Below are 22,706 nucleotides of genomic sequence, written 5' to 3'. Positions count from 1 at the left end.
CAGTGTCGGGCGATATTTAGGTTGAAGGGCAATTTGTACAGATGTTTGTCGAGTCTCAGGGTAATTCCTACAACTCCCTTCGTCGGCTTCTGACAAACCGTTATGTCGGCAAGTCAAGTCAATAACTGAATCCATGAGTGGAGAGTGCAATGAGAAACGGAATATCACGCTGCAAAGGAGTTCTGAATGCCCTGTCCATTCATCGAGGAGTGAAGGTCGCTGCACTGATGGTTTCGTTACTGATTGCCCCGCAAATTGTCCTGGCAAAAGACGGTGGGTTCAGCCTGCACGGCAGCATTGTCAATAGCAGTTGCGCGGTCACCGGGTTCACCGGCCATTCAGCAAGTGGCCAATCCCGTCGTCTGGAAGTTGCCCCCGGTATCAACCTGCAGGTGAGTACCGAGCATAACGTATGTGGTAGTCAAGTCGTGCCCTTCGCCACGACCTATCAGGTGTTGCCCGTCACGGCGCGAATTGATGGCGACTCACACCAGGCCAGTGCTGCGCTGGTCACCCTGAGCTATCAGTAATAACTCTTCTGTCAGTTTTTCTTCCGGAAACTGTCACGTATTAAAACGTGGCAGTTGATTGTCCGACACGCCGGCTATCAAAACCGTTGCCAATGCATTATTGAAAGATTCAGACATTTGGCTGATCTTTGTACTGGGTTATCACCCACCACGCGCTGCCTTTGTTGCCTGCCCTGTGTTCATGGTTATTCCTACAGATCCCTCCTGCGCGTTATGTCGTGTTATCGGCGGCGCCAAAGTTACTGGCCTGACAGCGCTTGAAGGGCGGCGGCTCTATAGTGCTCGTCGTCCGATAGCGGGCACACACGAAATAACAGGGAAGGTAACAGGCATGAAAAAGATTTCTCTTACATTGGCAGTGCTGGGCGTAATGGGCATGGCAACTACGGCCACTGCGGCAAACAACGGTAAGCTGGTCTTTAACGGGACGCTGACCAATATCTCTTGCGATGTAGGGCCGGGTTCGGGCGTCAGTGCCGGAACCAACCCGGGCGAAATCAACGTTGATCTGGGGAACGTGTCGTTTTCCGATATCGGTATTTCCAGCGAAAGCCGTTTTGAAACAGCAACGCCTATCCAGTTGCTGGTCAACTGCAGCGCAGGCGCTGAGCAATACAATACGGTCAAGATGCGCCTGACTGCCCGTAATGGCAGCGGCCTGGACAATAACGACGCCAAACTCCTGCGCACGACCGGTGCCGCCGACGGCGTGGGTATCGGCCTGCTGGACCCGTCGAACGCGCTGATGGATCTCAGTGGAACAGAGACCATCGACACCGCACTCGTCAAGGAAGGCGCTGGTGGTGCCACTGCGGAAATCAACTTTGCTGCGGTGTACGTTCTTAACGGAACGCCTGCCAACCCCGGTAACGCCGACGGCTTCCTGCCATTTGTGATGGATTACGAGTAACAGTGCCGGACAGGGCGGGCCTGTGGCTTGCCCTGTCACCTATTGAATTCAAGGCGTCCGCCAGTATGTTTCCTGACTTTTTTCGCTGCGCAGCGTTAATCGCTGTGCTGTGCTGCACGGCCAGTGCTCAAGCGGGCATCGTGTTGAATACAACACGGGTCATCTACCAGGGCAACGAAAAGGAAGCCAGCCTGGGCGTCCACAACAGTGGCGCACGGGAAATACTCCTGCAGTCCTGGCTGGAGCCTCCGGCGTCCTCTGCCAGTCCCGAAGAGGCAGCAAAGAATCTGCCGTTTATCGTGACGCCTTCGCTGGCGCGGATGGCCGGGGGCGGCAAGCAATTGTTGCGCATCATTCATTCCGGCACAGGCATGCCTGAAGACCGTGAATCGGTACTGTGGCTTAACGTTCAGGAAATACCTCAAACCGCCGCAGAAAATACACTGCAGATCGCGATACGTCAGCGCATCAAAGTGTTCTTCCGGCCAAATGAATTATCGGGCGACCCACTTGAGGCACCCGAAAAGTTGCGCTGGCAACTACAGGATCACGATATTTTACAGGTCGATAATTCAGGGCCTTATCACGTGTCCATGCTCAGGATTTCGATACGTCAGCACGACCTTGAACTGGCCAGTGTCGAGAGTCAGATGCTGGCACCGACGCAAACCCTGCGTATTCCGTTAGTTAACAAGGCCAGTGCCGCGCCACTGACGCTGAGTTTTATCAGTATCAATGATTACGGTGGGCAAGTGCTGTATCAAACAACACTTACTGACAAACAACCAGGTTATGCCAGCAAGGCCGTTCCCCGATGAATTGAAACATCGGTAGCCGCTTTCAATATTAAAACGTTCGGGCCCGACAACCTGTCGTCCCGCTGGATCTGCGTATGCGTAAAGGACTGCGCTGCGCGAGAGATAGCCGAAGTAGAGTGAAGTCAGCTAATGGAATGGCATAAAAAATACAGCAGGGGTGTCGTCGCACACCTGGCGCTCGCTTGTCCCCGACGCTATTCGCCGTGCATCGGTTTTGCGCTGACGCTGTCCGTTTCGTTCAGCGCCTGGGCTGCCCAGTCAGGTGTTGCCGATGGCAGCGTACCGGTCAGGTTCAATACGGCGTTTATCCAGGGCAGTGACCAGCCACCTGATCTTCAGGAGTTTCTGCGCAGTAACAGTGTGTTGCCTGGCACTTACCGGGTGGATATCTACGTCAATCGCACGCTGAGCGGCAGGCGCGATGTCACGTTCTCGAAAAACCCGCTGTCGGGTCTGATCGAACCTTGTCTGTCACTGGACATGTTGAAAGGCTTCGGCCTGGACCTCAACCGCTTGCCTGCGGATACCGAACCCGGTGAGGCATGCTTCGATCTGCCTGCACGTGTCGAGTTTGCCCGGGTCGATTATCAGCCTGCCGCACTGCGACTCAGCATCAGCATTCCGCAGGCCGTCATGGTGCGCGGTAACCGGGGTTATGTAGCCCCGGAATTGTGGGATCAGGGCGAAACAGCGGGTTTTATCAATTACACCTTCAACGGCAGCAGGCGTCGCAACAACGGCGTCGAAACCGACCAGTATTATGTCGGGCTGCGTAACGGGCTGAATATCGGGGCCTGGCGTTTGCGCAACGAATCGTCATTGGTTCAGGGCAATGATCAGCCCTGGCGCTATCGCAGCAATCGCACGTTCGCGCAGCGCGACATCACGCTGCTCAAAAGCCAGCTCACGGTCGGCGAGACGTTCACCGACGCGCAGGTGTTCGACAGTGTACGTTTTCAGGGCGCTGCGCTGGTGTCTGACGAGGGCATGCTGTCTGACAGTGAGCGCACCTATGCGCCAGTGATTCGCGGGATTGCCGAGACCAATGCCACAGTGGAAGTCCGGCAGAACGGTTTCCTGCTGTACAGCGGCAGCGTGTCGCCCGGACCTTTTGAAATCACTGATATCTACCCCAGCGGCTCCAATGGTGACCTGTCCGTCACCGTCATCGAAGCGGACGGACGTGTGCGGTCCTTCACTCAGGCCTATGCGTCGCTGCCGATCATGGTGCCTGCCGGGTCATTGCGTTACAGCCTGGCGGCAGGGCAGGTCGACACCAACGACGGGCCTCAGGCGTCGCCGGGTTTCGGCAGTGTGGCGCTGATCTACGGACTCTCCGAACGGCTCACCGGTTTCGGTGGCCTGCAACTCGCCGAGGGTTATCAGGCGGCGAACGCGGGCGCCGGACTCAATACGGGAGTGGGGGCGGTGTCTCTGGACATCACCCGATCCGTGAGCCGAGCGGATAATCAGTCATCACGCGGCGGGCAGAGTCTGCGGCTGCGTTATGCCAATACGCTGGACGTGACCAATACCACCCTCGCAGTGGCGGGCTATCGATATTCGACCGAGGACTATCGCACCCTTGACCAGCACGTCAGCGAGACACATCCGCAGAGCGGTATGCGCAGCATCGGCCGGGCGCGGGATCGACTGGAGCTCAGTGTCACCCAGACAGTGCCGGTCTATGCGGCCTCGCTTAGCCTGACGACTTCCGAACAGCGCTACTGGAACCTGCCAGGCAAAACCCGCCAGCTTTACCTATCATGGAACGCGGCCTGGCGTACGTTGAATTACAGCCTGTCCATCGAGCGCAACGAGGATTTCGGAAGAAGCGGCGAAGCGAGTACCGACAACCGGATTGCCTTGAGCGTGACCGTGCCACTGGGCGCCAGCTCTGCCTCTTCGCGCCTGTCGTTCAATGCGGTACGCGACAGCTCGGGCCAGTACAACGCTCAGGCCGGGCTCAACGGCCAGGTGCTGGGCGAGCGCAACACGTTTTACTCCCTGCAGGCAGGTCACGACAGCAGCTCGGGGAGCTTTGGTGCAGGCAAGATCAACACCACCACCGGGTTCGGCCGTTTCGAAGCAGGCTTCAGTCAGGGCCAGGATTACGACGCGTTCACCCTGGCAGCGTCGGGATCGTTGGTGGCCCATGCCGGCGGTGTGAATTTTGGGCAGACGCTGGGTGAAACGTTCGCGCTGGTTCAGGTTCCGGAGGTCAGCGGTGCCCGATTGAGGTCTTTCAGCAATGTCGAGACCGCAAACAACGGCTACGCGGTTCTGCCCTACGTGCAAGCCTATCGCACCAACTGGGTGAGCCTGGACACCCGACAACTGGGTGCCGATGTCGATCTCGGCAACGCCATCACTCAGGTCGTGCCGCGCCGTGGCGCTGTGCCGGTGGTACGTTTCAAGGCCTCGGTAGGCAGGCGTGTGCAGTTCGAACTGGTACGGGGTGATGGCAGCCGAGTGCCGCTGGGTGCCAGTGTCGAAGACGAGCAGGGCAGGGCGCTGGCGGTGGTTGACCCGACCAGTCAGGCACTGGTGCTCAGTGAGCGGGACACCGGCCATTTGCATGTGCGCTGGGCCGACCAGCATTGCCAGGCCGCCTACTCGCTGCCACCCAGAGACCCGGCCCGGGCTTATGAGCGTATGCGGGTGGTCTGCCAATGAGGCGCTTCACTGGCTGGCGCGTGACGATGCTGTCGCTGCTTTTTACTGGCAGTGCGACCGTGAATGGGGCCATTGCGCTGACCGGGACGCGGTTGATCTTCGACGGCCAGTACCGCGAAGTCAGCATTGAGGTGCGTAACCTGGGCAAGACTGAGACGCTGTTCCAGGCCTGGCTCAGCGATCCGCACGATAGCGGCGGTACGAGCCCTGATCAACGCAGATCGCTACCGTTTGTAACGACGCCGCCGTTGTCACGTCTTGCAGTCAATGGCAGGCAGACGCTACGCATTCTTTATCAAGGCGCCGGCATGCCGCAGGCACGCGAGTCATTGCTGCATCTTTACGTGCTGGAAGTGCCTCGCCGCCAGGACGGCCATCGGCAGCTGAATATCGCCGTGCGCCAGCGCATCAATGTGTTTTATCGGCCCTCAGGGCTCGACGGCGATCCGGCTGAAGCTGCCGGGCAGTTGCTGTGGCAGCTGGTCCATGGCGACTCGAAGCGCGTGGTACTGAAAATCAGCAACCCCACACCTTATTACACCTCGCTGGACGCCGTGCGTCTGGATGGCATTCAGCTTGAAAATGACCGGTTGTTGGCACCGGGTGATGAATTCGAGTGGGTGCTAGCCGGGCAGATTTCACGGTTCACGCAGCATCGGCTTTCGTACAACGCACTGACCGACTATGGCGCACGGCGGGGCTATTGCGTGCGATTGAACGGGCAGGCGGTCGTTAAGGGCCATCTGCTGGAGAACAACTCTTTTCAGGACAACTGTTGATATGAACCCTGTATTTGCCAGTCGCTGGCTGCACGCTTTTTTATTGCCACTGATGCTTGTTCCGACGTCCGGCTTTGCGTTGGTGTGCACCAGTCAGAGCTCAGGCGCAACCGAGGTCCACGACAGCCTGAGCAGCACGGTAGCGATCCCGGCCTCGCTTCCGGACGGCGAGGTGGTGTGGCGTTCCGAGCCGCTGAACATTCAGGTGGAATGTGCCGGGGATAGCCTGCAGTCGGGCGAGGAGGAGGTGTTCCTTTACCTGAATCCCGACAATCAAGTGATCGGTCAGGGCATCCGCGCCGGGCTGACGCTCGACGCAAGCGATCACCTGCAAAGCAGCGGGCGAATCAGCACCGGTCACTTTTTACCGGCATGTCGAGAAAGCGAAGCCAGCCTTGGCGCGTGTCCGAAGGTACGCTTCAATCTGGGGTTTTCCGTGTTCATCCAGAAGTCCGGTGCTACGCCACCCTCTGGTGTGGCGAGTCATCTGACCGATTACCGGTTCTTTCAACTGGGCGGCTCGACAGGGTCGGACCGGTTGCCGGGTCGTAGCCTGAGTTATGTCATTAACAACCTGAGCGGACTGCGTTTCGTCGCTTGCGATGCGCAGCTGCAAGTGATCCCTGAAACCGTTGATTTTGGCGACGTGGGCATTCAGCAGATTGGGGTCGGCAAGACGCTCGCCACACAGCTGTTTTCGCTGTCGACCAGCCGCAGCTGTGACTCGCCATTCAGCATCGATGCCCGTTTCCGGCCGGTGACAGGCAGCGTATCCGGCGAGCTGCTGGTTCCTTCGAACAACGACTCGGTGGGCATCCGCATTATCAGCGCAGTCAGCGGCAATCCGTTGCAGTACAACCAACCGTTCCATCTGGCCGACCTGCTGGGGGAAGCGCATGCAGCGCAGGCTGACTTCAGCGCCGAACTGGTCTGGAACACCCCCCGGCCGAAGTCGGGGCCCTTCGAAGCCGAGATCATGGTCGATCTGTTCTACAAATGACGGCGACAGGAGGCTTGGGCAGTTGCCCGGTGATTGAGGTATGCTGCGCGACCGCGGGCGTCTGCCCGGCCATTTCGACTTTCTGGTGACACCATGACCACTCCTGAACAACCTCCTGTTCAAGACGCCGCAACCGAGGCTGCAGCCGATTCCGACAAGAAGGGCGCCGTCGCGCCGTTCAGCTTCCCGTTCAAGCCTGCAGAGTTCGCCCAGGCGAAGAAGGATCAGGCCTGGTATCAGAAAGCCAACAAGCACGGCCATCACAAGACGCCTGGCGTCGCACCGGCCGGCACCCGCAGATCGATGGGCAAGCGCTGACAGCGTGCGTCCTGTTGTTCAGGCAGCCTGTAGCGGAATGAAAAGATAGGATTCCGGCTGGCGGTCGGTCACCTGTGCACCTTCGTTTCGCAAGGTGCTTAACGCCGACTGCCCGGCGACATGTAATTCCCAGCCTGAGCTTTCGAAGCACACGTCATCTTCTTCGGTCACCTGCTCGATGGCCGCCGCAAAAGCGTTCATGTCCGGCAGATAAGCCACAAAGCCGTTGCCCTTGAGGGCTGTGGTGCGAATGCCCAGCTTCTGGCAGATCAATTGTTTGGTCACGATTTCGTCCCGGTCGGCCTGTCGCGACTGCTCTATCAGGCTTAGCAACTCGGTATCGACCAGTCGGTCGCTGACGATAAGGTCGGGACCCTGCTCCCAGGATTCCGGCGGGCAGCCTTTGTTTTCCGGACGCAGTGGAATGTGCGGATTGATCTCCATCGGGTAGATGCGGCACACCAGCGGCCGTCGCTCGTAGATACGGCAAAGGTTCTGCTCGCCAAGATTCCGGCAGCGTCCGACGTTGTAAGCCGCGAAAGTTATCGCCACGTAGGCCGTGGTACTGCCACTGCTCACTTCCGTCGAGCGCCGTGTGGCATGGGTCAGTTGTTCAACCGGAACACCATAGCCATTACCCAGAAAAGCCTCGGTCAGGACAATCACATTGCCGCCGTCCGCCGCCCACTGCCGGGCTTCAACCAGGGTCAGAGGAACATGGTGGTCGGTACAGCAACCGCCGCAACCTACGCAGGAAAACTGGATATTCATTGTTTCGATAGCCCGATCAGAAATGCACGACGGGCGACAATATTTGGTCATTCACCCGGCTTGTCAGGGACCTGAAGCAAGGAGTGCGCCAGTGGGCGGTCGGAAGTGGTTGCCATGCTGATCACAATGACCGCTTCAGGACGTGGGAATAGCGATGCGCTTTATGTAAGACATGCCTGCTTTTTCATAGAGACGTCGCGCCGCGAGGTTGTTTTCCATCACGTACAGATCAACTGCTGATTCGTTGCGCTGGGCCAGATGAGCGAACAGGTGATGGAGCAGGGCGAAGCCTGTCCCGCGGTTACGGGCATCGGGATGCACCACCAGGTCTTTGATGAATGCGCTGGTCCAGCAGATGATGACCCCGATGACAGCCCCGTCGAGCAGAGCAACGAAGCACCGCGACAGGTCATATTCGGCATCGCATTCAAACGCCGCCAGCCAGACGCGATAATCCGGAACGCTGCCTTCGCCGCCCAGATAGCCTGCCGTCAGCAAACGGTGAACGTCAGGTGCCCGGTCAAGGCTGAATGGCATAACGATTACATCACTCGGCCGTTGGATCTGTGGCAGCGAGCCGGCCAGATTCCGGCGCATCAGCCAGTAATGTCCGGCTGATACGTCGGTGGGGTGCGGCTTGCACGCGGGTGCGGACGCTTGGGGCAGAGTCCGTGTTGTCAAAGCCTCTGTCGTTAGAGGCCCTTGGCGATGACGGTGCGTGCGGCCTCGATCAGGCATTTGGTCAACTCGGGTGACGAGAACTTGGTCAGCACAGCGTCGGCCCCGGCAATCTGGGATTTCTCGCTGTTCATCGCGCTGTCGAGCGAAGTATGCAGCAGGATGTAAAGGTCCTGGAAGTCCGGCGTGTCGCGAAGGGTCCGGGTCAGCGCGTAACCGTCCATTTCGGACATCTCGATGTCGGAAACCACCACGTTTATCTGCCTCGCCGTACCTTGCAGATCCAGCAGTACGTCGATGGCTTCCTTGGCGCTGCGAGCGGTATGGCATTCGATACCAAGATTGCGCAGCGTGATGATCGACTGCTGCAGCGCAACCTGACTGTCATCGACGACCAGAATGCGAGCCTTGCTCAGCACTTCTGCATCCTCTTTGGCCAGTTCTGTCGATTGCACGGAGATCTTCGCCGGGGCAATACCGTGAATCACTTTTTCGATGTCCAGCACCTGTACCAGCACGCCGTCGACCTGGGTTACCCCGGTGATGAACGACTTGCTGCTGGAACCGTAGGGCGGCGGACGAATGTCGGTGGTCAGGCAGTGCACAATCTTGCTCACCGCCTGCACATGCAGGCCCTGTTTGGAGCGGCTGACATCGGTGACGATCAGGCAACCGCCATCGGGATCGGCCAGCGGGCGTTCACCAATGGCGCGGCTGAGGTCAATGACCGACAGCGAAGAGCCGCGAAGTGTGGCAATCCCTTTGACGTGCGGATGCGATTCCGGCAAGTGGGTGAGAGGAGGGCAAGGAATGATCTCGCTGACCTTCAACAGATTGATCGCCATCAGCTTGCCGCTGCGCAACGTGAAGAGGAGCAGCGAAAGTGAGTCTGCTCGGACGTTCTTGGACATAGTAACCTTCTGGCTTTAGGTGTTTCGTCGCCTGTGGGCGGCAAACAACTTTCGATGACAGGGTATCGACCTGCGGTGGACAGGCTTGAGGATTTTTAACCAACAGCCGCGAGTGCTGCACAAAATGCTCGCTCGGATGTTCACAGTGGGCGTGGTTTGGTACGTCACCGGTCGCTCATGTGAAGGGCCTGGACAGGTATGGATGGTGGCACTTTGAATTCTTCGACGTCAAACCCTGCAAAGCGTGATAAAGCGGTGCGGCTAATTGTCGCAGGCTGGCGCTTTGATAGCGCGCTTACGCAACCCTGTGCCATCGAATATTGACCAAAGCATCGGCTGCGGCAAAATACCGCAGCTATATATAGAAGAGATGCTGCGGCAAACTGACGCACCCTTCTATATATAAGGAAGGATTGTGCCCTGGCATTTTTGCGAGACTGGCCCCTTCGAGCCGGCGTGATGCCGATCGCAGGACCACCGGGCCGCCAAATGTGCCCGTACGGCCGCCAGGCGCTTGAGTTGCCAGGGCGGGCAGATGATCATGCCGCACGCTTGAGCGACGCCGGGTCTATGCTGCGGCACACGCCTCGCATGCCCGCCCTGTAACGCCGGCGATTCACCCGACCATTTCGATAAGGCCCGTAAATGAGTGACAACATGTTGTATCTAAGACGCGAAAAGCGCTTTCTGGTTCTGCTGGGGATCATCTGTCTGTCCCTGATCGGCGGTGCCCTGTACATGCAGATCGTGTTGGGCGAGGCGCCTTGCCCGCTGTGCATCCTGCAACGCTACGCCTTGCTGTTCATCGCCATCTTCGCCTTCCTCGGCGCCGCAATGCCGGGGCGCCGCAGCATCACTGCGTTCGAGGCGCTGGTTACCCTGAGCGCGGTGGCCGGTATCGCAGCGGCAGGGCGTCATGTCTGGATTCTTGCCCACCCTTCCGACAGCTGCGGCATCGATATTCTGCAACCTATTGTCGATGGCCTGCCATTGGCTACACTGTTCCCTATGGGCTTCCAGGTCAGCGGATTCTGCACCACGCCATATCCGCCACTTCTTGGATTGTCACTTGCTCAATGGGCTCTGGTGGCGTTTGTCCTGACGGCAATACTGGTTCCGGTGTGCGTTATTCGCAACCGTCGCAAACCTTACTAAATACAGGGGCTTTCGGAAGACAGGCCCCGTTATTGCGGGGCTTTTTTTCGACAGAATCATCTGTTTTAAGGGTGATTGTTGCGGTATCGGAGATTAACTGTTACAAAATTAGGCATAGTCATTAAAAATTTACATATCTACAATCCCCATCACTTGTCGTCCAGCTTGTCTGAACGATCAGCATTTTGAGGCTAGGAGCGTCCCCTGTGCACTCTGAACAGGCAGCGCAACGCTTGCCTCCGAGGGCGTATAATGGCCGCGCTGAAAGTGTCTGTCCTGAACTCCGGGCAGTTCCAGCAACTCAAAAAACAAGAATCCATAGCTAAACCCGGATTTGTCGTTATGCCGCTGTGCGTACTGGCAGGCCCTTGTTCAATTCCAAAAAATTAGCCGGCACTGGCAGGGCGAAGTGTTGGCGGTCGAAACCCAACTGCACCGCGCAAGCTGCTTTTAGAGGTCGTGAAATGAGTAAAAAAAGGTACCCCAGGTTTTTTGGCTTCTTGGCCCTTTTCTGTATGCTTTTGCTCACTGGATGCGAAGGCGTGCCTCTGCTCGATCCTAAAGGGCAAGTGGGTTTAGAGCAGCGTAACCTGATCATCATTGCGACATTGCTGATGCTGATTGTGGTGATCCCGGTCATTCTGATGACCCTGATCTTCGCCTGGAAATATCGCGCTTCGAACAAGGCTGCCAAGTACACGCCGGACTGGTCGCACTCCACCAAGATCGAGATCGCAGTCTGGGGCGTACCCATGTTGCTGCTGGTCTTCCTTGGCTACATCACCTACGTCTCGACGCACTCGCTGGACCCTTACCGTCCGCTGGATTCCGACGTCAAGCCGGTCACCATTCAAGCGATCTCGGTCGACTGGAAGTGGGTCTTCGTCTATCCGGATTACGGCATCGCCACGGTTAACAAGATCGTCTTCCCGGCCAAGACCCCGATCAATTTTCAGGTCACGTCCGACAGTGTGATGAACTCCTTCTTCATCCCTGGTCTGGGTGGTCAGATCTACGCGATGGCGGGCATGCACACCAAGCTGCACCTGATTGCCAACGAGAATCACGAATTCAACGGTATTTCGGCAAACTACAGCGGTGCGGGCTTTACCGGCATGAAGTTCAAGGCTATCGCTACCAGCCAGGCTGATTTCGACGCCTGGGTCAGCGAAGTGAAGAGCTCGCCCAAAAAGCTTGGCACCGCCGAGTACGCCGAGCTGATCAAGCCGAGCGAACGTAACCCTGTCGAACTCTTTTCCTCGGTCACTCCGAACCTGTTCCAGATCGTCATCGACAAGTATGAAGGTATGAATCCAGGCAAGAAGCACGTCGCTGGTGAGAAAGAAGTGGCCGGTAACGCTGGTGCGGAAAAAGGCAAAAATTCAGCTGCTGGGGCAGAGGAGTAAACGATGTTTGGCAAATTAAGTCTGGAAGCGGTGCCGTTCCACGAGCCGATAGTCATGGTGACACTTGCCATGATCGCGCTCGGCGGCATTGCGGTTGTCGGGTTAATCACCTATTTCCGCAAGTGGACGTACTTGTGGTCTGAGTGGCTGACCTCTGTCGACCACAAAAAAATCGGCGTGATGTACATCATCGTTGCCATGGTCATGCTGCTGCGCGGTTTTGCCGACGCAATCATGATGCGTACCCAACTGGCAATGGCCCAGAACGGTTCCGAAGGGTTTCTTCCGCCGGAACACTATGACCAGATCTTCACCGCTCACGGTGTGATCATGATCATCTTCATGGCGATGCCGTTCTTCACGGGTCTGATGAACATCGTTCTGCCTCTGCAGATCGGCGCTCGCGACGTGGCGTTCCCGTTCCTGAACTCCCTGAGCTTCTGGCTGCTGGTCGCAGGCATGCTGCTGATCAACCTGTCTCTGGGTGTCGGTGAGTTCGCCAAGACCGGCTGGGTCGCGTACCCACCTCTTTCCGGGTTGCAATACAGTCCTGGCGTGGGGGTCGACTACTATATCTGGGCGCTACAGCTATCCGGGTTAGGTACGACGCTGACGGGGGTCAACTTCCTCGTGACCGTGCTGAAAATGCGTACCCCAGGCATGAAACTGATGGACATGCCGATCTTCACCTGGACCTGCACCTGGGCAAACATCCTGATCGTGGCTTCGTTCCCGATCCTGACCGCCACCCTCGCGCTGCTGACCCTTGACCGCTACATGGACTTCCACATTTTCACGAACGAAATGGGCGGTAACCCCATGATGTACGTGAACCTGTTCTGGGCGTGGGGTCACCCTGAGGTGTACATCCTGATCCTGCCGGCCTTCGGTGTGTTCTCGGAAGTCATCTCGACGTTCTCGGGCAAGCGTCTGTTCGGCCACAAGTCGATGATCTTCGCCTCTGGTGCGATCTGTATCCTGGGCTTCATGGTCTGGCTGCACCACTTCTTCACCATGGGTGCGGGTGCCAACGTCAATGCCTTCTTCGGCCTGGCGACGATGCTCATTGCGATCCCGACGGGTGTGAAACTGTTCAACTGGCTGTTCACCATGTACCAGGGCCGTCTGCGCTTCACCGCGCCGGTACTCTGGACCCTGGGCTTCATGGTCACCTTCTCGATCGGCGGCATGACCGGCGTTCTGTTGGCGATTCCAGGTGCTGACTTCGTACTGCACAACAGCCTGTTTGTAATCGCTCACTTCCACAACGTCATCATCGGCGGTGCGGTATTCGGTTACATCGCCGGCTTCGCGTTCTGGTTCCCTAAAGCGTTCGGTTTCACGCTGAACGAGAAATGGGGCAAGGCAGCGTTCTGGTTCTGGATCGTCGGCTTCTTCGTCGCATTCATGCCGCTCTACGCGCTGGGCTTCCTGGGCATGACCCGTCGCCTGAACGCAACCGACATGCCGGAGTGGAACATCTACCTGGACGTCGCGCTGTTCGGTGCCGTGCTGATTGCCATGGGTATCGCGTCGCAGCTGATCCAGCTGTTCGTGAGTATCCGTGACCGCGACAGCAACCGCGATCTGACCGGTGACCCATGGAATGGCCATACTCTGGAATGGTCCACTTCTTCGCCACCACCGTTCTACAACTTTGCCGAGCTGCCAAAGGCTGACGACGTAGACCCGTTCACCGACGCGAAACGTGCTGGTACCGCCTATCAGGTTCCTGCTCGCTACACGTCGATCCACATGCCCAACAACACGGCCACTGGCCTGTACATGGGGATGCTGTTGACGGTGTTCGGCTTTGCATTCATCTGGCACATCTGGTGGCTGGTGGGCGCGAGCCTGGTTGCAACCATCGCGGTCTTCGTTGCTCACGCGGTGCGTGACGACCAGGGCTACATGGTGCCGGCTGAAGAAGTAGCGCGTATTGAAGGTGAGCATCACAAGGTCCTGGCGGCCAACGGTGCATACACTCCTGTCAAGTCCTCGCTGGAACAGGTTTAAACATGTCGAATATTGCTATCAACTCCGGAGCCCACGATCACGGTCACGACCATGATCATGGGCATGACGATCACCACGACAGCGGTGGCATGACGGTTTACGGCTTCTGGCTGTACCTGATGACCGACTGCGTGCTGTTCGCCTCGTTCTTCGCGGTGTACGCCGTGATGGTCAACAGTGTCGCGGGCGGCCCGTCGGGCCAGGACATTTTCCTGCTGCCATTCGTGGCCGTGGAAACCGCGTTCCTGTTGGTCAGTAGTATTACTTATGGCTTCGCCATGCTGGCGCTGTACAAGGGCAAGAAAAGCCAGGTTCTGGGCTGGCTGGCTCTGACTTTCCTGTGCGGTGCTGCCTTTATCGGCATGGAAATCTATGAGTTCCATCACCTGATCGAAGAGGGCTTCGGCCCTAGCCGTAGCGGTTTCCTGTCGGCGTTCTTTGCACTGGTCGGCCTGCACGGCGTCCACGTGACAAGCGGCCTGATCTGGATGGCTATCATGATGTTCCAGGTCCAGAAAAAGGGCCTGACCAACACCAACAAGACCCGTCTGAGCTGCCTGAGTCTGTTCTGGCACTTCCTGGACGTTGTCTGGATCGGCGTGTTCACCGTTGTCTATCTGATGGGAGCTTTGTAATGTCAAATTCGCATCACTCCGCTGAAGACAATAGTCACGGCTCCGTCAAGTCGTACATCATCGGCTTCGTACTGTCGGTCATCCTGACCGCCATTCCGTTTGCCCTGGTGATGTCGCCCATGCTGCCGAAAGACATGACGATTGCAATCGTTCTGGTCTTCGCGATCATCCAGATCCTGGTGCACCTGCATTACTTCCTGCACCTGGATTTCACGAGTGTGCAGCGCAACAACGTGATGGCCTTCGCCTTTACCACGATGGTTATCGTTCTGCTGGTCGGCTTGTCGTTGTGGATTATTTTCAGCGTCCACCGCGAAATGATGGCGCATTGAGGAATACCAGATGTCACTGAAGCACTTTATCCAAATCACCAAGCCGGGGATCATTTTCGGTAACGTGCTTTCGGTGGCAGGTGGCTTTTTTCTGGCTTCCAAGGGGAATATCGACTTCGGCGTGTTTCTGGCCGCAATCATCGGTACTTCCCTGGTCGTTGCGTCAGGTTGTGTGTTCAATAACTGCATCGATCGCGATATCGATCAGCGAATGGAAAGGACCCGTAACCGGGTTCTGGTGCAGGGCCTGGTCTCACTGAGGCTGGCCTTGCTCTACGCGACCATACTGGGTGTTGCAGGAGTTGCCCTGCTGTACACCGAGGCCAATCCACTGGCTGCATTGTTCGCAGTGATCGGGTTTGTGATCTACGTCGGCTTTTACAGCCTGTACCTGAAACGCAGATCCGTTCACGGCACGCTGGTCGGTAGTCTGTCGGGGGCCATGCCTCCGGTCATTGGCTACTGCGCAGTGAGCAACAGCTTCGATTTCGCGGCCCTGACGCTATTGGTGATGTTCAGCCTGTGGCAAATGCCGCACTCGTATGCGATCGCGATTTTCCGTTTCAATGACTACAGTGCTGCGAAGATTCCGGTTTTGCCGGTCAAGCGTGGCATTCTGGTCACCAAGCGTCACATCCTGCTCTACATCCTGGCGTTCCTTGTAGCGACCCTGATGTTGACGGTAGGCGGTTATGCGGGCCTGAACTACCTCGCTGTCGCGGCGGGCATGGGCATGTACTGGTTGTACATGGCCTGGAAGGGCTACAAGGCTGTAGACGATACGGTCTGGGCTCGCAAGCTGTTCGTGTTCTCCATCTTCACCATCACCGCGCTGAGCGTGATGATGTCGGTGGACTTTCAGGTGACAAAAGAGTTGTTGGTGACTTACGCCTTCTGACTTCACCTGAATTGAAATACCAGAACCCCGTTCCGCAAGGAACGGGGTTTTTTGTTATTACCCGTCGCAAAGGGGCGGCTGCGGTATTCGCGAGGCGCATGCCGTTGGGGCTGCTTCAGAAACGCCATGTCAGTTTGCAATTATTTCAAGCCTCAGGCGCTGAATGATCTGGCAGAATAAGGCATTGGCCTGACTCGTCCAGGCAGTCGCTAAAATGATAGAGGGCGTTATGAGTCAAGAAAGCATCAACTGGGACACTCTGGGTTTCGACTACATCAAGACCGACAAGCGCTACCTCTCTCACTGGCGCGACGGTGCCTGGGATCAGGGTTCGCTGACCGAAGACAACACGCTGCACATCAGCGAGGGGTCTACCGCGTTGCATTACGGTCAGCAGTGTTTCGAGGGCCTGAAAGCCTATCGCTGCAAAGATGGCTCGATCAACCTGTTCCGTCCCGATCAGAACGCTCAGCGCATGCAGCGCAGCTGTTCTCGACTGTTGATGCCGCACGTGCCGACTGAGGTGTTCATCGAGGCCTGCAAGCAGGTCGTCAAAGCCAACGAACGCTTCATCCCGCCTTATGGCTCCGGCGGTGCCTTGTACCTGCGTCCGTTTGTGATCGGTGTCGGTGACAACATCGGCGTGCGGACTGCCCCCGAGTTTATCTTCTCGATCTTCTGCATTCCGGTCGGTGCCTATTTCAAGGGCGGCCTGAAGCCGAACAATTTCGTGATTTCCGGTTATGACCGTGCTGCGCCAAACGGTACCGGCGCTGCCAAGGTCGGCGGCAACTACGCTGCCAGCCTGATGCCGGGCTCCGAGGCCAAGAAACACAGCTTCGCGGATTGCATCTACCTTGATCCGCAAACCCATTCGAAGATTGAGGAAGTGGGTTCGGCCAACTTCTTTGCCATCACTCAGGACGATGTGTTCCTGACGCCCAAGTCGCCATCCGTGCTGCCGGGCATCACACGTCTTTCGTTGATCGAACTGGCTAAATCCCGTCTGGGCCTGACGGTTGAAGAGGGTGATGTGTTCATTGACCAGCTCGACACGTTCAAGGAAGCGGGCGCTTGCGGCACGGCGGCCGTAATCACCCCGATTGGCGGGATTTCCTACCAGGACAAGCTGCATGTGTTCTACAGCCAGACCGAAGTCGGCCCCGTGACTCAGCGTCTGTACAAGGAGTTGACCGGCGTTCAAGCCGGTGACATCGAGCCGCCAGCAGGCTGGATCGTCAAGGTCTGATCTGACGGGCTAAACGCAGAGCGTGCGGAGCGAGATATCACTTCGTTCTGATGCTCTGCGTTTTCACCTCTTCAGGACGCAGGCGCTGCCTCTTGCTCAACCGGCTCTTTCGCAGGCCCCAGCACAATCGCCAGATGCCGCAAGTCATCGACTTCCAGGCTGTAGCTCTTGCCCGACGGGCTTTGAGTCAGCGTGCCCAGCGCGTACACGGTAAAGAACTTCACCGCTTGCGCATGGCTCAACAGTTCGCTGATGTAACGGCTGGAACGATAAGCCTGCATTTGCGCGGATGATACGTACAGCGTCACCAGCTTGCCTTCCAGGCGGTCGAAGAACTTGAACTTGAACCCCTGCCCATAACGCTGCTCGACCAGACCGCCGCCATACAGGACGCGGCCGTTGTCACCCGGTTGCGCGTATTTGATATGGCGAAAATACGAGCGCAGCGACACTTCGCCCTGGCCGGGAATCCTCAGTTTCAGCAGCTTGAAGTCTTCCAGCGACAGTTCTGCTTTGGCCTGGCGATAGCTGTCCACCAACCGTTCCAGGTTGTTGGTGCGGGTCTCGCTGAAACGGGGCACCTTCGGCGTGGCAGGTTCTATTGGCGGATTGGCCGCGGGTGGAAGTTGCTCCGGGGTGACAGCCTTTTCCAGACCGGACTTCTCCTTGGTCGGCTCCTTGAGCGTCGGGTCGAAAACGTCGATGTAATCATCCAGTTTGCGCTTGGCCTTGCGCAGGCGTGTCTGGGCATCGGTTTCTTCGACCGGGTCTGCGCTCTTTTCGTCTGCATCCTCGTCCACCCATTCACAGCCCGGATGGTGATCGTAATGCGGATTGGCACGGAAGTGCGCGGCGACAAAGGTCGGGTTGTCCTGAGGCTTCACGTCGTAGCGCACGCCGGTCACCTTGGCACCCAGCGCCCGGCAGGCTTCGTTCGAGCAAAGAAACTCGAAGCGCGTACGCGGTGGCTCCTGGGAAAAGTATTCGCGTCGGGCAGCAGCAATCGACAGCTCTTGCTGCAATTCAACGCAGAATGCGCGGGTGATGGGCTTGCTGGGCTTCATGCTCGTTGTCTGCCTTCCAGGAATGATCCTGCAACACGCTATTTCACCCGGACACGCCTTGCAACCATTGCTCAACGCGAACCGGTCTGCCGATCCCGTTGGACATATGAACAGCTTATTCCGCGGGTACTGCCAGCCACTCGCTCAGCGCCTGCTGATATTCGCCGGTGGCCTTGCTCAGGTGCAGCCACTGATCGACATAGCCTTTCCAGGCGACATCGTCGCGTGGCAATAAATAGGCTTTTTCGCCGTATTGCATATAGCGGGTCGGGTTGACGGCACACAGGCCCGGCATGCGTTTCTGTTGATAGAGCGCTTCGGAAGCATCGGTGATCATGACGTCAGCTTTCTTGTCCAGCAACTCCTGAAAGATGGTCTTGTTGTCGTGAAAGGCCAGGGACGCTTTCGGCAGATGGGCGCGGGCGAACGCTTCGTTAGTGCCACCGGCAGGCTCGATCAGGCGCACGGAAGGCTGATTGAGCTGTTCGACGGTTTCATACAGCGCCTGATCCTCGCAACGTACCAGCGGGATCTTGCCGTCGATGTCCAGCGTGCTGCTGAAGAAGGCTTTCTTCTGCCGCTCCAGGCTGACCGAGATACCGCCCATGCCGATGTCGCACTTTCCGGCCACCATGTCCGGCATCAGGTTCTTCCAGGTCGTAGGCACCCATTGCACGGTCACACCCAGGCTCTTCGCCAGCGAGCGGGCGAGGGTGATGTCGATACCCTCGTATTCGCCATCTTCACGTAACAGCGTGTAGGGCTTGTAATCGCCTGTGGTGCAGACCGACAACTGGCCTGTCTGCAAAACCTTGTCCAGATGCGAGGTTGATTCCTGAGCCTGAGCCATGCCTGTCATGCCCAGAAGCAGGGCGGTCATTACGCTGTATTTCAGATTGATCATGAGGCGGGGTGCTCGCGACTGTGCATTTGATTTTATAAGTGCCGACAGAGTGCGTTATTTGGCATGCCGGTGTGAAGCGGCAATCAAGTTCTGTGCCAGCTGTAGTTTCCAAATAAGGGGTTGAACATTTCGTAAAAAAGCGTAATGTTGCCCCATGATTCTTGAGCAAATCAAAGCGGTCGGGAATGACACTCGCATGTTGATCATGGAGTGGCTGAAAGATCCGCAAGCCCATTTCCCTCCCCAGGACCACGGTGATCCGGCGATAGGCGTGTGCGTGTCGCACATTCAGGCCAAGGCCAACCTGTCGGCGTCCACCGCGTCTGCGCACCTGGCTATCCTGCAACGTGCCGGACTGGTTCAGGCGACCAGAATAGGCAAATGGACTTACTTCCGTCGTGACGAACTGGCTATCGACCGGTTTGCCGATCGGCTCAAGAAAGAACTCTGAAGTTTTACTTATACATTTCGTCATTTTGCGTAATGTTGAATTGATAGGAGATTGACCATGAGCAATACCACCATCTACGTGCAGGCCGGCGGCGGCTACGATCGGGTCAGCGTTGGCGAAAGCGACGTGCTGGCACCGAAAACCGGTGAAATCACCGTGCGTCTGCATGCCAACTCGCTCAACTATCATGACTTCGCCGTTGTCACCGGCATGTGGGCACCGACTGAACAGCGCATTCCCATGGCCGATGGCGCAGGTGTTGTCACCGCCGTAGGCGAGGGCGTCAGCGAGTTCAAAGTGGGCGACTCCGTGGTCAGCACGTTCTTCCCGGAGTGGATCAGCGGCGAGCCGCTGGTTGAAGGTTTTGTCACGGTGCCGGGGGATGGCGTCGATGGTTATGCGCGTGAGCAGGTCACTGCCCGGGCAACTTCGTTTACCCGTGCGCCACTGGGCTACAGCCATGCCGAGGCCTCTACCCTGACCACTGCCGGCCTTACCGCCTGGCGCGCGCTGATGGTCGATGATTCGCTGAAAGCCGGTGATACCGTGCTGGTCCAAGGCACCGGCGGCGTATCGATCTTCGCCTTGCAGTTCGCCAAAATGGTGGGTGCTACGGTGATCGCTACTTCATCCAGTGATGAAAAACTGGAGCGTCTGCAGGCCATGGGTGCTGACCATTTGATCAACTACCGCAAGGACAGTAACTGGGGCGAGACTGCCCGCAAGCTGACCGGCGGGCGCGGTGTTGACCACATCATCGACGTCGGCGGCCCATCGACCCTGCAGCACTCCATGAACGCTGCGCGAGTGGGCGGCCATATTTCGGTCATCGGTATTCTGAGCGGTGTCGCCGGTCAACTGGAATTCGTGCCGGCGCTGGTCAAGCAACTGCGCATGCAGGGCGTGCTGGTCGGCAGCCGCACCCAGCAACAGGACATGATCCGCGCGATCGACGCCAACGGCCTGCGTCCGGTCATGGACCGTTCGTTCCCGATGACCGACATCGTGGCCGCGTTCAAGTATCAGGAAACCAATCAGCACTTCGGCAAGATCTGCCTGGATATCTGATTCCTGCTTCTTGAGTCGCTGTTTCGCCGGGGTGTCGACACGCGTGTCGGCACTCCGGTTGTGACGTTTTGCATCAATTCCCAGCGATCCAATCGCATTTTTTTTGCACCCAAACCCGCTTGGCCGTGGTCACATCTCCTGTGACATCGCGGACGTTGTGCAGCGCGCTCAGGCACGCTGCCCAAGGCGACGTCCAATCTGATTAACAGACCAGGGACGCATTGATACTTATGAAAACTCATCTATGGCTAGGCCTGCTCGGCGCTTTTTCCATCAGTGCTCAGGCAGCATCACTGGATGTACCGATCAATATGGTCAGCGCTGACGGCGCGCCCAAATCCATCGGCAGCGTGACCGTCAGCGAGACCGACTACGGCTTGCTGTTCACCCCGAAACTGACGGGCCTGCCTGCGGGCATCCATGGTTTTCATGTGCACGAAAACGGCAGTTGCGAAGCGGGCACCAAGGACGGCGTCAAGGTTGCAGCGCTGGCAGCAGGCGGGCACTTCGACCCGGCCAAGACCGGCAAGCACCTCGGCCCTTACGCAGATGGCCACTTGGGCGACCTGCCTGCGTTGTACGTCACGGCCGACGGCAAAGCGGACTATCCGGTACTGGCGCCGCGCCTGAAGAAGCTGTCCGAGATCAAAGGCCACGCGCTAATGGTCCACGCGGGCGGCGACAACCATGCTGATATGCCCAAGCCATTGGGCGGTGGTGGTGATCGCGCGGCTTGCGGTGTGATCTGATACCTGTTCTGCAGAAACACCAGCGCAGTCCATGCGCTGGATGTTTTTCGGCTTAAACGTCGAAGAAATCGACCTTGCCGTTTTCCAGGCTGTAATAAGCGCCGACGATCTTGACCTTGCCCTCCTTGATCGGGTTCATCAGGGTCGGCTCGGAAGCCGTGCGCAAGCGCGCGACGGTGCGCTGAACGTTGGCCTTGACCGAATCCTCCAGCAGGCTTGCGCCTTTTCTGGATTTGGCCGTCAACACCGCAGGCAAAATAGGTTCGATCATCTGGCCTATCGCGCCCGGGTAAACCGTGTTGTCTTCGACCACCGACACTGCAGCCGCTACCGCACCGCATTTCTCGTGCCCCATCACCACCACCAGCGGCACACCCAACTGGCTGACGCCATATTCAATCGAGCCCAGTGCTGCGGTATCCACAGTGTTGCCCGCGTTACGTACGATGAACAGTTCACCCAGACCACGGCCAAACAACAGCTCAGGAGGTACGCGTGAGTCCGAGCAGGAGATCAGAATGCAGAACGGCGTCTGGCCTTTGGCAATTTCCAGACGCCGGTCACGGTCGCTCTCCACTTTGATGACCTTGTCTGTCATGAACGCATCATTACCGTCACGCAGTGCTTTGAGCGCCTGATCGGCAGTCAATGTGGTGCGAGGGGAGGTCGGCGCAGCGGCATTGGCAATGGAAGGAAATTCCATCAGCGCTGCAGCCACCGGAAGGCAGCAGGCACACTGGAGAATTTTGCGGCGGGACAGGGACGAATTCATAAGAAGCCTCGGGCTTGTTAACTGTCGGAGAGAGGTCTATTCCGCCCAGACTGCGCTGATGCGGGACCTGTGCACTTCATACAGCCACCGGAATTTCATTTCCAATTGTATTTATTTCGATACTGTCCTTGATAACGCCACGAGCAGAGCGCTTGACGTGAGCAGTAGCGCACGGTCAAGCCGGTTTAAGAGCGTCTTCATGATGCAAAGCTGAACGGCCGGTCTTGTTGCTCTTCACCTCATACTGCGGCGCGTCTTTCGAGGCCGGCCTGTGCTTGCCCATGAACTCGACGTCCTTGGTGTGTACGTTAGTGATCCTGCCGTGTATCTCGCCTGCCTCGGAGTTCCAGCGCACAGCGTCGCCAACGTTGAATGAAGTGGTCATGGGCGTTCCTCTGTCGACATTAGTTCTGGCTATTTGCCGGTCACTGTTGGGAGTCGCCAGGGATGATGGAATTCCATTGATTTGATCAGGCAGTTGGCGCCTGTATGGCTTGCGCATCTCCAATCGCACGGTGCGGATATGAGTTGATAGGGCACATTCCCGGCTATTGCGGTCCCTGGAGTCGTCACACTTTATTGAAGTCATTGGCCGAATAGCGGCGCGCAGGTTTTC

The 22,706-nt window shown here is 57.5% G+C and carries 24 protein-coding genes and 1 pseudogene; 18 read left to right on the top strand and 7 right to left on the bottom strand.

All coding sequences use genetic code 11. The features are described from left to right. The first annotated feature begins 227 nt into the window (after positions 1 to 227). The 7 genes from I9H07_RS18215 (at position 228) to I9H07_RS18185 (ending at position 7,031) form a co-directional block, all read left to right on the top strand. Complete coding sequence (locus I9H07_RS18215; RefSeq protein ID WP_080266699.1) at positions 228 to 530, top strand: hypothetical protein; 303 nt, start codon at positions 228 to 230, stop codon at positions 528 to 530. A 331-nt stretch (positions 531 to 861) separates the two neighbouring features. Next, positions 862 to 1,440 (top strand): fimbrial protein, encoded by a 579-nt coding sequence (locus I9H07_RS18210; RefSeq protein WP_024675361.1) that lies wholly within the window; start codon positions 862 to 864, stop codon positions 1,438 to 1,440. A 65-nt stretch (positions 1,441 to 1,505) separates the two neighbouring features. After that, a complete protein-coding gene (locus I9H07_RS18205) occupies positions 1,506 to 2,258 on the top strand; it encodes a fimbrial biogenesis chaperone (protein WP_236424479.1) in 753 nt (250 codons plus the stop codon). Between the two features lie 129 nt (positions 2,259 to 2,387). Further along, on the top strand, positions 2,388 to 4,934 hold the full coding sequence (locus tag I9H07_RS18200) for a fimbria/pilus outer membrane usher protein (RefSeq protein WP_236424481.1): 2,547 nt from the start codon (positions 2,388 to 2,390) through the stop codon (positions 4,932 to 4,934). Further along, positions 4,931 to 5,713, top strand: a complete 783-nt coding sequence (locus I9H07_RS18195) for a fimbrial biogenesis chaperone (RefSeq protein ID WP_419204213.1) — start codon at positions 4,931 to 4,933, stop codon at positions 5,711 to 5,713. The genes I9H07_RS18200 and I9H07_RS18195 overlap by 4 nt, the downstream gene beginning before the upstream one ends. 1 nt (position 5,714) lies before the next feature. Continuing rightward, positions 5,715 to 6,713, top strand: coding sequence for a fimbrial protein (locus I9H07_RS18190; RefSeq protein ID WP_058392293.1), 999 nt, complete (start codon positions 5,715 to 5,717; stop codon positions 6,711 to 6,713). A 93-nt stretch (positions 6,714 to 6,806) separates the two neighbouring features. Beyond that, the gene (locus I9H07_RS18185; protein WP_024675366.1) at positions 6,807 to 7,031 is read left to right on the top strand and encodes a hypothetical protein; all 225 of its coding nucleotides are present in this window, start codon (positions 6,807 to 6,809) and stop codon (positions 7,029 to 7,031) included. Positions 7,032 to 7,049: 18 nt separating this feature from the next. Here I9H07_RS18185 and I9H07_RS18180 read toward each other — a convergent pair whose 3' ends face one another. From I9H07_RS18180 to I9H07_RS18170, 3 genes are all read right to left on the bottom strand, one after another. After that, a complete protein-coding gene (locus I9H07_RS18180) occupies positions 7,050 to 7,802 on the bottom strand; it encodes a YkgJ family cysteine cluster protein (protein ID WP_236533833.1) in 753 nt (250 codons plus the stop codon). 135 nt (positions 7,803 to 7,937) lie between these two features. Further along, positions 7,938 to 8,399, bottom strand: coding sequence for a GNAT family N-acetyltransferase (locus tag I9H07_RS18175; RefSeq protein ID WP_236424485.1), 462 nt, complete (start codon positions 8,397 to 8,399; stop codon positions 7,938 to 7,940). A gap of 95 nt (positions 8,400 to 8,494) precedes the next feature. Then, positions 8,495 to 9,391 (bottom strand): chemotaxis protein, encoded by an 897-nt coding sequence (locus tag I9H07_RS18170; RefSeq protein ID WP_024675369.1) that lies wholly within the window; start codon positions 9,389 to 9,391, stop codon positions 8,495 to 8,497. Between the two features lie 645 nt (positions 9,392 to 10,036). Here I9H07_RS18170 and I9H07_RS18165 point away from each other — a divergent pair. The 7 genes from I9H07_RS18165 (at position 10,037) to I9H07_RS18135 (ending at position 17,082) form a co-directional block, all read left to right on the top strand. Further along, complete coding sequence (locus tag I9H07_RS18165; RefSeq protein ID WP_058392295.1) at positions 10,037 to 10,546, top strand: disulfide bond formation protein B; 510 nt, start codon at positions 10,037 to 10,039, stop codon at positions 10,544 to 10,546. A gap of 464 nt (positions 10,547 to 11,010) precedes the next feature. Beyond that, a complete protein-coding gene (cyoA, locus tag I9H07_RS18160; RefSeq protein ID WP_024643946.1) occupies positions 11,011 to 11,952 on the top strand; it encodes a ubiquinol oxidase subunit II in 942 nt (313 codons plus the stop codon). A gap of 3 nt (positions 11,953 to 11,955) precedes the next feature. Next, positions 11,956 to 13,968 (top strand): cytochrome o ubiquinol oxidase subunit I, encoded by a 2,013-nt coding sequence (gene cyoB / locus I9H07_RS18155; RefSeq protein WP_024675372.1) that lies wholly within the window; start codon positions 11,956 to 11,958, stop codon positions 13,966 to 13,968. Between the two features lie 2 nt (positions 13,969 to 13,970). Next, positions 13,971 to 14,603, top strand: a complete 633-nt coding sequence (locus tag I9H07_RS18150; RefSeq protein WP_024675373.1) for a cytochrome o ubiquinol oxidase subunit III — start codon at positions 13,971 to 13,973, stop codon at positions 14,601 to 14,603. Beyond that, a complete protein-coding gene (gene cyoD / locus I9H07_RS18145; protein WP_003375849.1) occupies positions 14,603 to 14,935 on the top strand; it encodes a cytochrome o ubiquinol oxidase subunit IV in 333 nt (110 codons plus the stop codon). The genes I9H07_RS18150 and cyoD overlap by 1 nt, the downstream gene beginning before the upstream one ends. A 10-nt stretch (positions 14,936 to 14,945) precedes the next feature. Then, positions 14,946 to 15,833, top strand: a complete 888-nt coding sequence (cyoE, locus tag I9H07_RS18140; protein WP_024643950.1) for a heme o synthase — start codon at positions 14,946 to 14,948, stop codon at positions 15,831 to 15,833. Positions 15,834 to 16,062: 229 nt separating this feature from the next. Then, positions 16,063 to 17,082: a branched-chain amino acid aminotransferase gene (locus I9H07_RS18135; RefSeq protein WP_024675374.1), complete on the top strand. Its 1,020-nt coding sequence runs from the start codon at positions 16,063 to 16,065 to the stop codon at positions 17,080 to 17,082. A 71-nt stretch (positions 17,083 to 17,153) separates the two neighbouring features. On the opposite strand, the gene I9H07_RS18130 is transcribed toward I9H07_RS18135, so the two are convergent. Together I9H07_RS18130 and I9H07_RS18125 are read right to left on the bottom strand one after the other, a co-directional pair. Further along, positions 17,154 to 18,146 carry an ATPase gene (locus tag I9H07_RS18130; protein ID WP_236424487.1) on the bottom strand — a complete coding sequence of 331 codons (993 nt, stop codon included), beginning with the start codon at positions 18,144 to 18,146 and terminating at the stop codon, positions 17,154 to 17,156. Positions 18,147 to 18,261: 115 nt separating this feature from the next. Beyond that, positions 18,262 to 19,050: a transporter substrate-binding domain-containing protein gene (locus I9H07_RS18125; RefSeq protein ID WP_058824186.1), complete on the bottom strand. Its 789-nt coding sequence runs from the start codon at positions 19,048 to 19,050 to the stop codon at positions 18,262 to 18,264. A 154-nt stretch (positions 19,051 to 19,204) separates the two neighbouring features. Here I9H07_RS18125 and I9H07_RS18120 point away from each other — a divergent pair, with 154 nt between their 5' ends. From I9H07_RS18120 to sodC, 3 genes are all read left to right on the top strand, one after another. Then, on the top strand, positions 19,205 to 19,501 hold the full coding sequence (locus I9H07_RS18120) for an ArsR/SmtB family transcription factor (RefSeq protein ID WP_024643956.1): 297 nt from the start codon (positions 19,205 to 19,207) through the stop codon (positions 19,499 to 19,501). Between the two features lie 57 nt (positions 19,502 to 19,558). Next, complete coding sequence (locus tag I9H07_RS18115) at positions 19,559 to 20,569, top strand: zinc-dependent alcohol dehydrogenase family protein (protein ID WP_058392296.1); 1,011 nt, start codon at positions 19,559 to 19,561, stop codon at positions 20,567 to 20,569. A 230-nt stretch (positions 20,570 to 20,799) separates the two neighbouring features. Then, on the top strand, positions 20,800 to 21,318 hold the full coding sequence (gene sodC / locus I9H07_RS18110; protein ID WP_024675378.1) for a superoxide dismutase family protein: 519 nt from the start codon (positions 20,800 to 20,802) through the stop codon (positions 21,316 to 21,318). A gap of 52 nt (positions 21,319 to 21,370) precedes the next feature. Here the strand turns inward: sodC and I9H07_RS18105 are convergent, their stop codons facing one another. Together I9H07_RS18105 and I9H07_RS18100 are read right to left on the bottom strand one after the other, a co-directional pair. Continuing rightward, the gene (locus I9H07_RS18105) at positions 21,371 to 22,090 is read right to left on the bottom strand and encodes a carbonic anhydrase (RefSeq protein ID WP_024675379.1); all 720 of its coding nucleotides are present in this window, start codon (positions 22,088 to 22,090) and stop codon (positions 21,371 to 21,373) included. Between the two features lie 175 nt (positions 22,091 to 22,265). Further along, the gene (locus I9H07_RS18100) at positions 22,266 to 22,475 is read right to left on the bottom strand and encodes a DUF2945 domain-containing protein (protein ID WP_236424488.1); all 210 of its coding nucleotides are present in this window, start codon (positions 22,473 to 22,475) and stop codon (positions 22,266 to 22,268) included. 125 nt (positions 22,476 to 22,600) lie between these two features. On the opposite strand from I9H07_RS18100, the pseudogene I9H07_RS24940 reads away from it, so the two are divergent. Then, positions 22,601 to 22,690 (top strand): annotated as a pseudogene (locus tag I9H07_RS24940) (GNAT family N-acetyltransferase); the annotation flags it as partial. Between the last annotated feature and the right edge of the window lie 16 nt (positions 22,691 to 22,706).

This window comes from Pseudomonas syringae, from assembly GCF_023278085.1.
Lineage (GTDB): Bacteria > Pseudomonadota > Gammaproteobacteria > Pseudomonadales > Pseudomonadaceae > Aquipseudomonas > Aquipseudomonas syringae_Q.
This window is presented reverse-complemented; position numbering and strand designations above follow the sequence as displayed.